The 14,539-nt window shown below is 70.1% G+C and carries 13 protein-coding genes and 1 tRNA gene; 11 read left to right on the top strand and 3 right to left on the bottom strand.

Going from position 1 to position 14,539, the window contains the following annotated elements; all coding sequences use genetic code 11:
- The first annotated feature begins 162 nt into the window (after positions 1-162).
- From L3Q65_RS27715 to L3Q65_RS27705, 3 genes are all read left to right on the top strand, one after another.
- Positions 163-1,248 (top strand): sensor histidine kinase, encoded by a 1,086-nt coding sequence (locus tag L3Q65_RS27715; protein WP_237597051.1) that lies wholly within the window; start codon positions 163-165, stop codon positions 1,246-1,248.
- The gene (locus L3Q65_RS27710) at positions 1,245-1,907 is read left to right on the top strand and encodes a response regulator transcription factor (RefSeq protein WP_182890955.1); all 663 of its coding nucleotides are present in this window, start codon (positions 1,245-1,247) and stop codon (positions 1,905-1,907) included. The genes L3Q65_RS27715 and L3Q65_RS27710 overlap by 4 nt, the downstream gene beginning before the upstream one ends.
- A 379-nt stretch (positions 1,908-2,286) precedes the next feature.
- Positions 2,287-2,799 (top strand): hypothetical protein, encoded by a 513-nt coding sequence (locus tag L3Q65_RS27705; RefSeq protein ID WP_237597050.1) that lies wholly within the window; start codon positions 2,287-2,289, stop codon positions 2,797-2,799.
- An 82-nt stretch (positions 2,800-2,881) separates the two neighbouring features.
- Here L3Q65_RS27705 and L3Q65_RS27700 read toward each other — a convergent pair.
- Positions 2,882-2,954 (bottom strand) — tRNA-Arg (locus L3Q65_RS27700).
- Between the two features lie 105 nt (positions 2,955-3,059).
- Between L3Q65_RS27700 and L3Q65_RS27695 the strand changes: the two genes are divergently transcribed.
- From L3Q65_RS27695 to L3Q65_RS27685, 3 genes are all read left to right on the top strand, one after another.
- The gene (locus tag L3Q65_RS27695) at positions 3,060-4,181 is read left to right on the top strand and encodes an epoxide hydrolase family protein (RefSeq protein WP_182890957.1); all 1,122 of its coding nucleotides are present in this window, start codon (positions 3,060-3,062) and stop codon (positions 4,179-4,181) included.
- Between the two features lie 133 nt (positions 4,182-4,314).
- Positions 4,315-5,235 carry a cation diffusion facilitator family transporter gene (locus tag L3Q65_RS27690; RefSeq protein ID WP_182890958.1) on the top strand — a complete coding sequence of 307 codons (921 nt, stop codon included), beginning with the start codon at positions 4,315-4,317 and terminating at the stop codon, positions 5,233-5,235.
- Positions 5,236-5,245: 10 nt separating this feature from the next.
- Positions 5,246-5,842, top strand: a complete 597-nt coding sequence (locus L3Q65_RS27685) for a flavin reductase family protein (RefSeq protein ID WP_182890959.1) — start codon at positions 5,246-5,248, stop codon at positions 5,840-5,842.
- A gap of 32 nt (positions 5,843-5,874) precedes the next feature.
- Here L3Q65_RS27685 and L3Q65_RS27680 read toward each other — a convergent pair whose 3' ends face one another.
- Positions 5,875-6,525: a DUF305 domain-containing protein gene (locus L3Q65_RS27680; RefSeq protein WP_182891527.1), complete on the bottom strand. Its 651-nt coding sequence runs from the start codon at positions 6,523-6,525 to the stop codon at positions 5,875-5,877.
- 143 nt (positions 6,526-6,668) lie between these two features.
- Positions 6,669-7,505: a DUF3105 domain-containing protein gene (locus L3Q65_RS27675; protein ID WP_182890960.1), complete on the bottom strand. Its 837-nt coding sequence runs from the start codon at positions 7,503-7,505 to the stop codon at positions 6,669-6,671.
- Positions 7,506-7,707: 202 nt separating this feature from the next.
- On the opposite strand from L3Q65_RS27675, the gene argS reads away from it, so the two are divergent.
- The 5 genes from argS (at position 7,708) to thrB (ending at position 14,202) form a co-directional block, all read left to right on the top strand.
- Positions 7,708-9,372 (top strand): arginine--tRNA ligase, encoded by a 1,665-nt coding sequence (gene argS / locus L3Q65_RS27670; RefSeq protein ID WP_182890961.1) that lies wholly within the window; start codon positions 7,708-7,710, stop codon positions 9,370-9,372.
- Positions 9,373-9,375: 3 nt separating this feature from the next.
- On the top strand, positions 9,376-10,806 hold the full coding sequence (gene lysA, locus L3Q65_RS27665; RefSeq protein WP_237597049.1) for a diaminopimelate decarboxylase: 1,431 nt from the start codon (positions 9,376-9,378) through the stop codon (positions 10,804-10,806).
- A 63-nt stretch (positions 10,807-10,869) separates the two neighbouring features.
- On the top strand, positions 10,870-12,144 hold the full coding sequence (locus L3Q65_RS27660; RefSeq protein ID WP_220507190.1) for a homoserine dehydrogenase: 1,275 nt from the start codon (positions 10,870-10,872) through the stop codon (positions 12,142-12,144).
- Positions 12,141-13,196, top strand: coding sequence for a threonine synthase (gene thrC / locus L3Q65_RS27655; protein ID WP_182890964.1), 1,056 nt, complete (start codon positions 12,141-12,143; stop codon positions 13,194-13,196). The genes L3Q65_RS27660 and thrC overlap by 4 nt, the downstream gene beginning before the upstream one ends.
- A 94-nt stretch (positions 13,197-13,290) precedes the next feature.
- Positions 13,291-14,202 carry a homoserine kinase gene (thrB, locus tag L3Q65_RS27650; RefSeq protein ID WP_182890965.1) on the top strand — a complete coding sequence of 304 codons (912 nt, stop codon included), beginning with the start codon at positions 13,291-13,293 and terminating at the stop codon, positions 14,200-14,202.
- The last annotated feature ends 337 nt before the right edge of the window (positions 14,203-14,539 follow it).

The raw sequence follows: 14,539 nt of genomic DNA, 5'->3' as shown, positions 1-14,539 counted from the left end.
AGCCGTTCTCCGTGCCGCCCTCAGTGGCAATCGAGCGCTCCCCGCCAGCGCCGGACTACGACCACAGGCGGTATCGAGACTCCTTCTGCGGTCGCAATCCGGCCCGCAGCAGTCAGCCGCCAGGCTCATGTGCGCGACGAGCCGTCCGCATACCCTTGCCTGGTGAGGACTGAGCGGCGCTGGGCGTCCCGGCTGCCGCCGGCAGTGCAGGACTCGCTGCTGCCCGCGCTTCTCCTGCTGCACGTCTTGATCATGTGGACACCTGCGGAGCTGCCGGTGGCCGCCGTGCTCACCGCCGCACTCGCGCTGCCGTTGGCATGGCGGCGCCGGGCCCCGCTCCCAGTCTTCGGCGCAGTGGCAATCGCCGCCGCCATTCAATGGCTAGTAGGCATCCAGCTACCCGCAGACGTCGCGCTTCTGGTGGCTCTCTACACCGTGGCTGCTTCAGCCGAGCGCGTCACCTTCGTCGCGGTCGCTGTGGTGGAGCTCGGCGCCGTTCTCGCCTGCCTCCGCTGGGCGACCGACGGTGCGTTCCTGACCCCCTTCGCCGCACTCACCGCAATGATCGTCGCCGCGACCGCCCTCGGGATCAACCACCGGACTACCCGGGCTTACCAGGAAGTCATGCGGGACCAGGCCGTCGCCGAAGAACGAGCCCGGATCACCAGGGAGATGCACGACATCGTCACCCACAACCTGTCCGTCATGGTCGCGCTAGCCGATGCCGCCGGCTACGCGCAGCCTGAGAAAGCCACCGCCGCGATGCGCCAAGTCTCCGAAACCGGCAGGCAAGCACTGACCGACATGCGGCGTTCCCTCGGCGTCCTGCGCCCCGACGCGGCGCGCCACCCACTGCCCGGCATCGCGCAACTGGACACCCTCGCGACCCAGATGTGCGCCGCCGGCCTCCCGACCGAACTCGAAATCGATGGCGACCACGCGCACGTGCCCGCGACCGCGCAACTGACCGTCTACCGCCTGGTGCAAGAAGCCCTGACCAACACCCTCAAGCACACACCCGCCGGCACCCGCGCGAAAGTGCGGATCGAGTGCGCCGCCGAGGCCGTCACCGTCGACGTCACCGACACCGGCCCGCCGATTCCCTCCGCCCCTCACCCTGGCAACGGCATCACCGGCATGCACGAACGCTCCGCCGCTTACGGCGGCACAGTGCAGGCCGGCCCCCTCCCCGACGGCGGCTGGCGAGTGCACACCCGTCTCGTCTTCGGCTCCGCGGTGTCCGCATGACGATCCGCATCCTGATCGCCGACGACGAGGCGTTGCTGCGCATGGCGTTCAACATGGTCCTGGACGCCCAGCCGGACCTGGACCCGATCGGCGAAGCCGCGGACGGCGCCGCCGCCGTCCGCCTCGCCGCCGATCTGCGCCCCGATGTCGTGCTCATGGACGTCCGCATGCCCGGAACCGACGGAATCGAGGCGACCCGGCAGATCCGCCAGACCTGCCCGCGGACGAAGGTACTGATCCTCACCACCTTCGACCTGGACGAATACGCCTTCGCCGGGCTCAAAGCCGGTGCCTCGGGCTTCCTGCTCAAGAACGCCAGGCCGGAGGAACTGCTCGCCGCGATCCGCACCGTAGCCGCCGGCGACGCGGTGGTCTCCCCGCGCGTCACCGGTCGCCTGCTGGAAAAATTCCGCCCGCACCTCCCCGACGCCGCCACCACCGCCCGCGACGAACGGCTCAGCAGACTCAGCGCCCGCGAACGAGAGGTGCTGATCCAGGTGGGCTGCGGTTTGTCCAACGCCGAGATCGCCGCTGCTTTGCATCTCGCGGAGGCGACGGTGAAGTCGCATCTGGGGCGGATCCTGCACAAGCTCGACCTCCGCGACCGTGTACAGGCGGTGATCTTCGCTTACGAGAGCCGCCTCGTCCGCCCGGCGTGAGGTGTGCGCTTGCGTTTCGGGAACCTGGCCCGCGCCAGCTTCCTGCACGAAGCTCACACCTCGGATTAACTGCCGTTTTGAACACCGTCGAGGTACAGCTATTTAGCTCCGGCTTAAACCCTGTCTCGGGTGTTGTTCCGCGGATAACGTTGCTTGGGCGGGGCTCTTCGAAATGGCGGCGTAACAGCGAAGCCAGCATTGTCTGCCTGACTATACCGAGATTCTGGACGAGAAACTCTGTCAAAGCCGTTGCGGCGGCAACTGCGGTCGTCGCGAGGGGGCGCGCCTGCCACTGCGTGCCGCAACCTCCCGCAGCCGTTGCCCTGGGAGTACGTGGACAACTATTCGAACCATATCCGACTTCAGAAGGGAATCATCGATGTTCTCACCTGTCGCCGCGAAAAGTTTGGCCTTCGGTATCGCCGCGCTCGCGACCTCTATCGCATCGCCGCCGGCCTCGGCCGCAAGCGTCTTTCCCGCCGAGCCGGAAACGGTGCAATGCCCCCGCCCCGTTGTCAATGACGACGGGGCCCGCCGGTATGTCGGCTACGCGGCATGCGGCCAGAAAATCGCGACGATCAACTGGCAGCGGGACCCCAACGACCAGTGGGCGAGAGACATCGTCGTGGTGGGAACGGACTACCAGATCTACGACGGCAAGATCGTCTTCAGCAGTGCCCAGCCGTGGAAAGTACTGAACAACGGCAGGGCGAACCCGGCGGGCGGCGGGATCTTCTGGCACGGCGAGGTTTACGGGACGAACGGCTGGCGGAAGGGCCACCTGCGCGTGTACGGCGTCCCGGTCGGCGGCACCCCCGCGAAGTTCTACTGCCTCGACATGCGGAAACAGCTCTCCGCAGGCGTGGTCACCCGCTCCTGGTACGTCTGCTGAACAGGACCGGAGGCACGCTCAGCGCCGAACCGAAAAACGGGCGGATGTCAGACTTGACATCCGCCCGTTTTTCGGTTCGCTGTGCCCTCGGCAGGATTCGAACCTGCGACACCTGCCTCCGGAGGGCAGTGCTCTATCCCCTGAGCTACGAGGGCTCGCTTGCGCGACTGAACAGAGCCTAGCGCATGCCCCTTTTCCACCGCTCACGGCGGGGTCCTTAACGCGGTACCGTCGGATCGTCGACGCGGAGGGAGGCGGCGGTGAGCGCCGAGCCGTTCCAGGTCAGGGTGGCTGAAGAGGACATCGACGACGTGCGGGCGCGGTTGCGGCGCACTCGATGGCCGGAGGCGGAGACCGCCGAGGGGTGGGCGCAAGGGGTGCCGCTCGCGTACGCCCGGGAGCTGTGCCGCAGCTGGGCCGAGGACTACGACTTCGGGTTCGCCGAGCGGCTCAACGTCTTCCCGCAGTTCCGCCAGCAGATCGACGGCCTCGGGATTCACTTCGTGCACCTGCCTTCGCCGGAACCGGACGCGTTTCCGCTGGTGATCACGCACGGCTGGCCGGGTTCGGTGCTCGAATTCCTCGACATCCTCGGCCCGCTGACCGACCCGCGGGCGCACGGCGGCGATCCGGCGGACGCGTTTCACGTCGTAGCGCCTTCGCTGCCGGGGTACGGCTGGAGCGACAAGCCGAGCGAGACCGGTTGGGGTGTGCGGAAAATCGCGACTGCTTGGGATCGGCTGATGGTCTCGCTCGGCTACCGCCGCTATGGCGCGCAGGGCGGCGACTGGGGCTCGGCGGTCTCGGGGGCGCTCGGCGAGGTGGCGCGGGAGCGGGTCGCGGGGGTGCACGTCAACATGGCGGCCGCGCCTCAAGGCCAGTTCGAGGACGAGACCGACGAGGAGCGCGAAGGCGCCGAAGCGGCGGCCGAGTTCCGGCGCACCGGCCAGGGATATTCGGGGCAGCAGGGCACGCGTCCGCAAACGCTCGGCTACGGCCTGACCGACTCGCCGGCGGGGCAGGCGGCCTGGATCGCCGAGAAGTTCTGGGCCTGGACCGACAACAACGGCCGTCCGGAGGACGCCGTCACCCGGCAGCAGCTGCTCGACGCGATCTCGGTGTACTGGTTCACCGCGTCGGCGACGTCGTCCGCGCGGCTGTACTGGGAGAGCTTCCGCAGCTTCGGCGATCTCGTCACCGCGCCGTCCGGCATCTCGGTCTACCCGCGCGACATCATCCGCCCGTCGCGGCGGCAGGCGGAGCTCAAGTACACCGATCTGCGCTGGTTCGAGCGGCTGCCCCGCGGCGGGCACTTCGCGGCGATGGAACAACCGGCGTCGCTCGTCGAGCAGATCCGCGGGTTCTTCCGGCTCGTGCGCTGACCTTTCCCACCTCGCGGAACAGGGCTGGGAGAAACGCTCCACCAGGCATTAGAGTGAAGTTAGGCTACCCTGTATTGCACATATGCGCATGTCACTATATATTCCTCTCGACACCGAAACGGGGAGGCGAGCGATGGGACACGGGCACGGCCACGGGCACACCGCCGCTCCGGCGAGCGCGTCCGGCCGCTACGTCCGCGCGCTGCTGATCGCTCTCGCGGTCGGTGCCGGGTTCATGGTGCTGGAGTTCGCGGTCGGCTTCGCGACCGGTTCGCTCGCGCTGATCTCCGACGCCGCGCACATGTTCACCGACGTTCTCGGCGTCGGAATGGCGCTCGCCGCGATCGTGCTCGCCCGGCGCAGCGGGCCGACGCCCAGCCGTACGTTCGGCATGTACCGGGCGGAAGTCCTTGCCGCGCTGGCCAATGCCGTGCTGCTGTTCGGCGTCGCCGGGTACGTGGCGGTCGAGGCGATCGGGCGGATCACCGACCCGCCGGAAGTGCCGGGTCTGCCGGTGCTGCTCGCCGCGGCCGCGGGTCTTGTCGCCAACGTCGTGTCCTTCCTGGTGCTGCGCTCAGGCGCGAAGGAGAGCCTGAACGTCCGTGGCGCGTACCTCGAAGTGCTGGCTGACCTCGTCGGCTCGGTCGGCGTGCTGCTCAGCGGCGCGATCACGCTCACCACCGGCTGGCGCTACGCCGACCCGATCATCGGTGTCGCGATCGGCCTGTTCGTCCTGCCGCGCACCTGGACGCTCGCCCGCCGCGCGCTGCGGATCCTCTTCCAGCACGCACCGGCCGGCGTGGACGTCGGCGAGATCAGCACTGAACTCGCCGCGCTGCCGGGCGTCGCGGACGTGCACGACCTGCACGTCTGGACCCTCACCTCGGGCATGGAGGTCGCTTCGGCGCACTTGACGGTGAAGGCCGGCGCGGAACAGTCCACCGTGCTGACCAAGGCGCAGGACCTGCTGTCGGTCCGCTACCAGATCAAACACGCGACGCTGCAAGTCGAGGGACCGCAATGCGCCCGCCGGTGCGCGGAGCTGTCCTGGTAGACCGGGGGCCATGCGCAAGGACTTCGACCCCGCCCAGCTGGCCCCGAACGCGTTCTACCACCTGATGACCGCGACCGTCGTGCCGCGGCCCATCGCCTGGGTGTCGAGCGTTTCCCGCGACGGAGTGGACAACCTCGCGCCGCATTCGTTCTTCACCGTCGCCTCGGCCGCGCCCGCGGTCCTGCAGTTCACCTCGGTCGGCCGGAAAGACACCCTGCGCAATGTCGAGGCGACCCGGCAGTTCGTCGTCAACCTCGCGCCCGAGCCGCTGTTCGAGCAGATCAACGCCACCGGCGCGGACTTCCCGCCGGAACTGAGCGAATTCGACGAGGCCGGGCTCACCCGCGAGCCGAGCCTGAAGGTCCGCCCGCCGCGGGTGGCGGAATCGCCGGTGGCGTTCGAATGCGAACTGCACAGCACGGTCGGTTTCGGACGCTCGACGGTCGTGTTCGGCCGGGTCGTGCACTTGGCGGTCAGCGAGGACGTTCTCGAGGGCGACCATCCGCTGATCGAGCGGCTGCGGCCGTTGGCGCGGCTGGGGCGCGACGAGTGGGGGACGCTGGGCGACATCCGGGAGCTGGCGCGGCCCACGTACAAAAGCTCGTGAGTGTTGGCGCCGGTTCTAACCGGCGCCAACACTCACGAGAACGGCAGCGGCTGCGCTCCCCGCCCCTTGAGCATGATCTTCATCTGGTCCATCTCCGCGCCCTGCGACACCAGCATGCTGCGGCACAGCGCCTTCACCGCGTCGTTGGACGTGTGGTCCTGCGCGTACTCGGCCATCGCGACGCCGCCCTGGTGATGCCGCAGCATCAGCTGCAGGAACTCGACGTCCAGCGCGCGGCCGGACAGCGAGCGCAGCTTCGCGAGGTCCGCGTCGGTGGCCATGCCCGGCATCGGCGCGCCGCCCGCCGGGCTGCTGGTCGGCATCTGCATGCCCGCGTGGCCCATCGGCTCGGTCATCCACGTCATGTATGCGCCGGTCGCCTGCTCGGGCTGGTCCCACAGCATGAGCCAGCCCTTCATCCGCCCGACCTGCTCGGTCTGCGTGCGTTCGATGTCGAACGCGAGCTGGCGGATCTCCGGGTCGGTGGAGTGGTCGCGCGCCCAGCCGGCCATGGTGACCGCCTGAAGGTGGTGCACCGACATGTCCTGGGCGAACCCGACCTCGACCGAACCCGCGCCCGGCGTCGCGGGCACCGCGTCGCTGCCGTCGGTGAGCCGGGTCGCGAAGACCCCGATCGCGGCCCCGACCAGCAGCACCGCGATCAGCGTCCCGCCGATGACCACCCACCGGGACCAGCCGGTCCGCTCCGCCGGAGCGGACTCCTCGGCGAATTCGTCGGCCCCGGCAGTCTCGGTCTCGGCGGAACGGGCGGTTTCGACACCGCCGGTCTCGGCCTGGCCAGAGCCGTCTTCGGAGCGGCCCACGGTCACTGCCCGGCCGGCGGGGTCCCCGGCATGCCGCCCTGCTCGCCCTGGGCCCCGGTGCTGCCCTTGTAGTCCATCGGCTTCGCGTCCTTGCCCGGCTTGCTCGGGTCGAACTTCGGCGGGTTGCTCGGGTCGAACATGCCCTTGCCGAGCGCGTCGCACGAGGCGCCGATCTCCGGGTACACGCCGTTCGGGTTGGTCCGCAGCGCGGCGATGAACTGGTCGATGCGCGGGTCGTCGGCGCTGTCCAGCTTCAGCTGGTGGCCCCACGACTGCAGCGAGATCGGCTTGTCCAGGCCGGGGTAGGGCGACATCATCGTGTACGGCTTGCCCTTGACCCGCGCTTCGAGCAGCGGGATCTGGTCGCCCTTGACGAGGTCCGGGTTGTAGGCGATCCACACCGTGCCGTGCTCGAGCGAGTGCACCATGTTCTCGTTGCGCACCGCGGTCGGGTACACGACGCCGGTGCAGGTGGCCCAGTAGCCGTCGTGCGGGCCGCCGAACGGCGGGCTCTGGTCGTAGGCCACCCGTTCGGTGGGCAGGATGTGCACCGATCCGGTGTACTGCTTGGTGACGACGCCGGGGATCTTCTTCGACGGGTCCGGGTTGCTCGCGGTCGGCGCGAACGCGGCGGCCGCCTCGTCCCGTGCGGCCTGGTCGCGCTTGGGCGCGGAGGCCTGCAAGTAGTAGACGATGACGCCGGCCAGCAGGGCGACCACCACGACGACGCCGATGATGGTGCCCCAGGGCGTACGCTTGCCTGCGACGACCGAGCGGTTCTTCGCCGCCTTCACCGCGGACGCGGACGAGCCCTTCTTCTTGGTGGTCCCGTTGGCCATGATTGCCGAGATCTCCTCGTGAGAGCGGGGGAGGGATCCGGACGGACCCTGCCGGTAGCCCAGTGTAGAGACCGCGCGTGCGATCACCGTGAACACCCGCGAGGCGCCCCGGCGAGCGGAACATCCGCCTCCGGTGTGCCCGCCGTCTCGCCAGCCTGTACCGCTGGAAGCGCGCGGCTGAAGCGCACCTAGAATTCGGCGAGTGACTCCCGCCGCTCTCGCCGATCTGGTCCGCAGCTCCGCCGAGCAGGTCCTCGCCGCTCGCGGCGTCGACGCCGCCGTGCTGCCGGAGACCGTGACCATCGAACGCCCGCGCAATCCGGACCACGGAGACTACGCGACCAACCTCGCGCTGCAGGTGGCCAAGAAAGCCGGGCTGAAGCCGCGCGAGTTCGCCGAGGCGCTCGCCGAGGTCGTAGCGGGCGCCGACGGGGTGGCCGCGGCCGAGGTCGCCGGACCGGGCTTCCTCAACTTCCGGCTCGCCGCCGACGCGCAGGGCGAGGTCGTGCGCCAGGTGCTGGCCGCGGGCGCGGAGTACGGCCGCGGCGACGCGCTGGCCGGGCGCCGGATCAACCTCGAGTTCGTCTCCGCGAACCCGACCGGCCCGATCCACCTCGGCGGCACGCGCTGGGCGGCGGTCGGCGACGCGCTGGGCCGGGTGCTGAGCGCGCAGGGCGCGGACGTCACCCGCGAGTACTACTTCAACGACGCCGGCGCGCAGATCGACCGGTTCGTGCGCTCGCTGATCGCCGCCGCGAAGGGCGAGCCCGCGCCGGAGGACGGCTACGCGGGCGGCTACATCAGCGACATCGCGGCCGAGGTGATCAAGGCCGAGCCGAGCGCGCTGAGCCTGCCCGAGGTGCAGCGGCACGAGACCTTCCGGCGCATCGGCATCGACCTGATGTTCAGCCAGATCAAGCAGAGCCTGCACGAGTTCGGCACCGACTTCGACGTGTACTTCCACGAGAACTCGCTGCACGAGTCCGGCGCGGTCGACGCGGCGGTGCAGCAGCTCAAGGACTCCGGGAACCTTTACTTCGCCGACGGCGCCTGGTGGCTGAAGTCCAGCGAGTATGGCGACGACAAGGACCGGGTCGTCATCAAGAAGGACGGCAGCACCGCCTACATCGCCGGCGACCTCGCGTACTTCAAGGACAAGCGCAACCGCGGCGCCGACCTCTGCATCTACATGCTCGGCGCGGACCACCACGGCTACATCGCCCGGCTCAAGGCGGCCGCGGCGGCGTTCGGCGACGACCCGGCGACGGTCGAGGTGCTGATCGGCCAGATGGTGAACCTGGTCAGCGACGGCAAGCCGGTGCGGATGTCCAAGCGCGCGGGCACCGTGATCACGCTCGAGGACCTCGTGGAGGCGGTCGGCGTCGACCCGGCCCGCTACGAGCTGATCCGCTACTCCGTCGATTCCTCTTTGGACATCGATTTGGACTTGCTGCGCAAGCATTCCAACGACAACCCGGTGTACTACGTGCAGTACGCGCACGCCCGGCTGTCGTCGCTGCGGCGCGGCGCGGCGGATCTCGGCCTCAAGATCTCGGAGTCCGATGAGGACGTCCAATTCGGACTGCTCACCCTGCCTGCTGAAGGCGACCTGATCCGCACCATCGGCGAATTCCCCGCCGTGGTGCGCCGGGCGGCGGAGATGCGCGAACCGCATCGCGTGGCCCGCTACCTCGAGGAACTGGCCGGCGCGTACCACAAGTTCTACACCGTGGGCCGGGTCCTCCCGCAGGGCGACGAGGAGGCCACTCCCCTCACGTACGCCCGGCTCGCTCTGTGTGAAGCCGCGCGCCAGGTCCTGGCGAACGGCCTGTCGCTGCTCGGTGTCTCCGCTCCGGAACGGATGTAAACAATGGCGCACCCCGCGGGCCCCCGCCACGCCGACGTCTACCCCCATGCCGACGCCTCCGGGTTCCCGCCCGCGAGTGCGGGCGAACTCGACCAGTTGCCCGCGAAAGTGTGGCCGCGCAACACTTATCGCGCCGCGGACGGCGTCGTCCGGATCGCCGGCGTCGACGTGCGCGATCTCGCGCAGACCTACGGCACGCCGCTGTTCGTGGTCGACGAGGCGGACTTCAAGTCCCGCTGCGCCGACTACGCCGAGGCGTTCGACGACCCGGCGCTCGTGCACTACGCGTCGAAGGCGTTCCTGTCCGTCGAGATCGCCCGGTGGGTGGCCGAACAGGGACTGAGCCTCGACGTCTGCAGCGGCGGCGAACTGGCCGTCGCGCAGCGCGCGAACTTCCCGGTGGAGCGGATCACGTTCCACGGCAACAACAAATCGGTCGCCGAACTGGACGCGGCCGTCGAGGCGGGCGTCGGCACCGTCGTGGTCGACTCGTACTACGAGATCGCCCGGCTCGCCGAGATCGCCGCCGCGCACGAGGTCGAGCAGAAGGTGCTCGTCCGGGTGACGGTCGGCGTCGAGGCGCACACGCACGAATTCATCGCGACCGCGCACGAGGACCAGAAGTTCGGTTTCTCGCTGGCTTCCGGCGACGCCGCCGAGGCCGTGCGCCGGGTGCTGAACGCGCCGTCGCTCAAGCTGGTCGGCCTGCACAGCCACATCGGTTCGCAGATCTTCGACGCCGACGGCTTCGAGGTCGCCGCGCGCCGCGTCGTCGGACTGCTCGCCGAACTGGCCAAGGAGCACGGCCGGGACCTGCTGGAGCAGATGAACGTCGTCGACCTCGGCGGCGGTTTCGGCATCGCCTACACCGAAAAGGACAACCCGCCGCCGCCCTCGCAGATGATCACCCAGATCCGCGAGATCGTCCGCAAGGAATGCGCGTACGTGGACCTTCCGGTGCCGCGCATCGCGGGCGAACCCGGCCGGGCGATCGCCGGTCCGGGCACGTTCACCCTGTACGAGGTGGGCACGATCAAGGACGTCGCGCTCGGCGACGAGTCCGCCCGCCGGTACGTCAGCGTCGACGGCGGCATGAGCGACAACATCCGCACGGCGCTCTACGACGCGGTCTACGACTGCCGGGTGGTTTCGCGCTCCGCCGCGGACGGCGACGAGCCGGTGACCCCGGCGTTGTCTCGCGTGGTGGGAAAACACTGTGAGTCCGGCGACATCGTCGTCCGAGACTGCTGGCTGCCAGACACGCTGGCTCCCGGCGACCTGCTGGCCGTCGCGGCGACCGGTGCCTACTGCTACGCGATGGCCAGTGGTTACAACCGGCTGCCGCGGCCCGCGGTGGTCGCCGTGCGCAACGGCGCCGCCCGGCTGCTGCTGCGCAGGGAGACGACGGACGACATGCTGCGCCTGGAGGTTTGAGAAGTGTCCACAGTGTCTCCGAAAGGCCTGTCTCCTGCCGGCCGCGCGCCCATCCGGGTCGCGATGCTCGGCTGCGGCACGGTCGGCAGCGAGGTCGCCCGCCTGCTCACCGAACAGGCCGGGGAGCTGGCGGCCCGCGCGGGAGCGCCGGTGGAACTGGCCGGCATCGCGGTGCGGCGGCCGGACAAGCACCCGGAACTGCCCGCCGAACTGCTGACCGACGACGCCGCGGCGCTCGTGGCCCGCGACGACGTCGACGTGGTGGTCGAACTGGTCGGCGGGATCGACCCGGTGCGCAGCTGGCTGCTGACCGCGCTGAACGCGGGCAAATCCGTGGTCACCGCCAACAAGGCGCTGCTCGCCGAGCATTCGGCCGAACTGTTCGAGGCGGCCGACGCCAGCGGCGCGGACCTCTACTTCGAGGCCGCCGTCGCCGGGGCCATCCCGCTGCTGCGCCCGCTGCGCGAATCGCTGGCAGGCGACCGGATCACCCGCGTGATGGGGATCGTCAACGGCACCACCAACTACATCCTCTCCGCGATGGACGCCACTGGCGCGGGCTACGCCGAAACGCTCGACGAGGCGAGCCGGCTCGGGTACGCCGAAGCGGACCCGACGGCGGACGTCGACGGCTACGACGCCGCGTCGAAGGCCGCGATCCTCGCCTCGCTGGCGTTCCACTCCCGGGTCACCGCGAAAGACGTGCACCGCGAAGGCATCGCCGACGTCACGGCGTCCGATCTGGCCGCGGCGCGCACGCTCGGCCGCACGGTGAAGCTGCTGGCGATCTGCGAACGCGTGACCGCGGACGACGGCACGGAATCGGTGTCCGCCCGCGTGCATCCGGTGATGATTCCGCGCAGCCACCAGCTGGCCGGCGTCGGCGGCGCGTTCAACGCGGTCTACGTCGAAGCGGACGCCGCGGGCGAATTGATGTTCTACGGCCAGGGCGCCGGCGGCGCGCCGACCGCCAGCGCGGTGCTCGGCGACCTCGTCGCGGTGGCGCGCAACCAGGTGCACGGCGGCCGCGGCCCGCGCGAATCGGCGCACGCCGCGCTGCCGGTGCGGCCGATGGGCCAGACTCCGACGCGCTACCACGTGAGCCTCGACGTCGCGGATCGCGCGGGTGTGCTCGCCCAGGTGGCGCAAGCGTTCGCCGCGCACGGCGTGAGCATCGCCGCGGTGCGCCAGCGCGACGCGAACGACACGGCGAGCCTCGTCGTGGTCACTCATCTCGCACCCGACGCGGCTTTGCAGTCCACTGTGGACGAAATCGCGAAACTCGATGTGGTGCACGAGGTTGTCAGCGTGATGCGGGTGGAAGGCGAAGACGCATGAGTTCCTGGCCGGGGATCATTGAGGCGTACCGCGACCGGATTCCGGTCCCCGACGGGGCGCGCGTGGTCACGCTCGGCGAGGGAAACACGCCGCTGCTGCCCGCCGCGCACCTGTCGGAGCTGACCGGCGCCGAGGTGTACCTGAAGGTCGAGGGCGCGAACCCGACCGGCTCGTTCAAGGACCGCGGGATGACCGTGGCGATCACGCACGCGCTCGCGAGCGGCCTCAAAGCGGTGATCTGCGCGTCCACCGGCAACACCTCGGCCTCGGCCGCCGCGTACGCCGCGCGGGCCGGGCTCACCTGCGCGGTGCTGGTGCCCCAAGGCAAGATCGCGATGGGCAAGCTCGCCCAGGCGGTGCTGCACGGCGCGCGGATCCTCCAGGTCGACGGCAACTTCGACGACTGCCTAGAACTCGCCCGCAAGACCGCGGCGGACTATCCGGTCACGCTGGTCAACTCGGTCAACCCGGTGCGCATCGCCGGGCAGAAGACCGCGGCGTTCGAGATCTGCGACGTCCTCGGCGAGGCTCCGGACGTGCACTGCCTCCCGGTGGGCAACGCGGGCAACATCACCGCGTACTGGAAGGGCTATTCGGAGTACGCGGCCGACGGTGTGGTCAAGAACACCCCACGGATGTTCGGTTTCCAGGCCGCGGGCGCCGCGCCGCTGGTACACGGCGAACCGGTTTCCGACCCGGACACCATCGCGACCGCGATCCGCATCGGCAGCCCCGCTTCGTGGGCGGGCGCGGTCTCCGCGCGCGACGAGTCGGACGGCCTGTTCGACGCGATCACCGACGAGAAGATCCTCGAGGCGTACCGGCTGCTGGCCCGTCGCGAGGGCGTCTTCGTGGAGCCCGCGTCCGCGACGAGCGTGGCCGGCCTGCTGGCCACCGCGGCCGACGGACGGCTGCCGAAGGGCGCGAAGGTGGTTTGCACGGTCACCGGGCACGGCCTGAAGGACCCGGCGACTGCGTTGGAGGGCAACGTCGAGGTGGAACCGCTCGCGGTCGACCCGACGGCCGTCGCGGCGGCGCTGGACCTGCGATGAGCCGCTCGCCTCTCGCCCCGACCACAGTGCCCCAATGTGGCATTGGGTGCGTCTCATGCACCGAACGCCACATTGGGTGCGTCGCATGCACCCAATGCCACATTGGGGCGCGGTCGTGACGGCCCCGCGCGCGTTCCGTGCGACGGTCCCGGCGTCGAGCGCGAACCTCGGCCCGGGATTCGACGCGCTCGGCCTTGCCCTGTCCCGCTACGACGTGGTCGAACTGCAGGTCACCGAGGGCGGGCTGAAGATCGAGGTGCTCGACGCGGGAGCGGGCGGCGTCGAGGACGTGCCGACCGACGAATCCCACCTGGTGGTCCGCGCGCTCCGGCGAGCCTGCGAACACCTCGACGTGCGGCCGCCCGGCCTGCATCTTCGTTGCCACAACAGCATTCCGCACGCGCGCGGCCTCGGGTCGTCGGCGGCCGCGGTGGTGACCGGCGTGGCGCTGGGCTACGCGCTGGCGGAGCGTCCGCTCGACGCCGACGCGCTCCAGCTCGCGGCCGAGTTCGAAGGCCACGCGGACAACGCGGCGGCGAGCCTGTTCGGCGGGCTCGTGGTGGCGTGGTCCGAGGACGGCCGGTTCCGCGCCGAACGCGTGGAGCCGAACCCGGCGATCCGGCCGGTGGTCGCGGTACCGGCGGAAAAGTCGTCCACCACCACGACGCGCGGCCTGCTGCCCGCGCAAGTGCCGCACGCCGACGCGGCGCACAGCGCGGGACGGGCCGCGCTCGCCGTGCTGGCGGCCACCGAACGGCCCGAACTGCTGATGGCCGCCACCGAGGACCGGTTGCACCAGGATTACCGCGCCGCGGCGTACCCGGCGAGCACGGAACTCGTGCGCACGCTGCGTGCGCACGGCGTGCCCGCCGCCATTTCCGGGGCCGGTCCGACTGTGCTCGCTCTCACGCTGACGGGAATACTCCCCGCGGGCGTGGACGTTACCGGCTTCGACGTCGCCGAATTGCCCGTGGACCGCGATGGCGTGCAGGTTGTGGCCAGGTGACGACCTGGTCACAGGCTGGACGGCAGCGTGCGCCACGCGGGGGGTGGTTGTTGCACGCGGACAGGGCGCGGTCTACCCTCGGGGGCGTTCGATCACCGTGCGTTTCCGCACCCGATGCCGGGCCTGTTCGCCCCTAGCGGCGGCTCCGGTCCGCATCCTTCGTCGATCCGCCGATTCCGCACCGCCCGGCACGCGGGACGCGGAGGGACGCAGGCGGGTTTCCGGTTCCGGCGGTGCCGAATTCCGCTTTCTCCGTCCGGAGGGGGCAAACACCCTGTGCTGGCGGCGCTTCGCTGTGTCTCGCACGGCTGGGCGCGAGCCGTCCGCATCGGAGGCA

Source organism: Amycolatopsis sp. FU40 (assembly GCF_021903635.1).
Lineage (GTDB): Bacteria > Actinomycetota > Actinomycetes > Mycobacteriales > Pseudonocardiaceae > Amycolatopsis > Amycolatopsis dendrobii.
The sequence above is the reverse complement of the archived record's forward strand: the minus strand, read 5'-3'. Positions and strand labels throughout refer to the sequence as shown.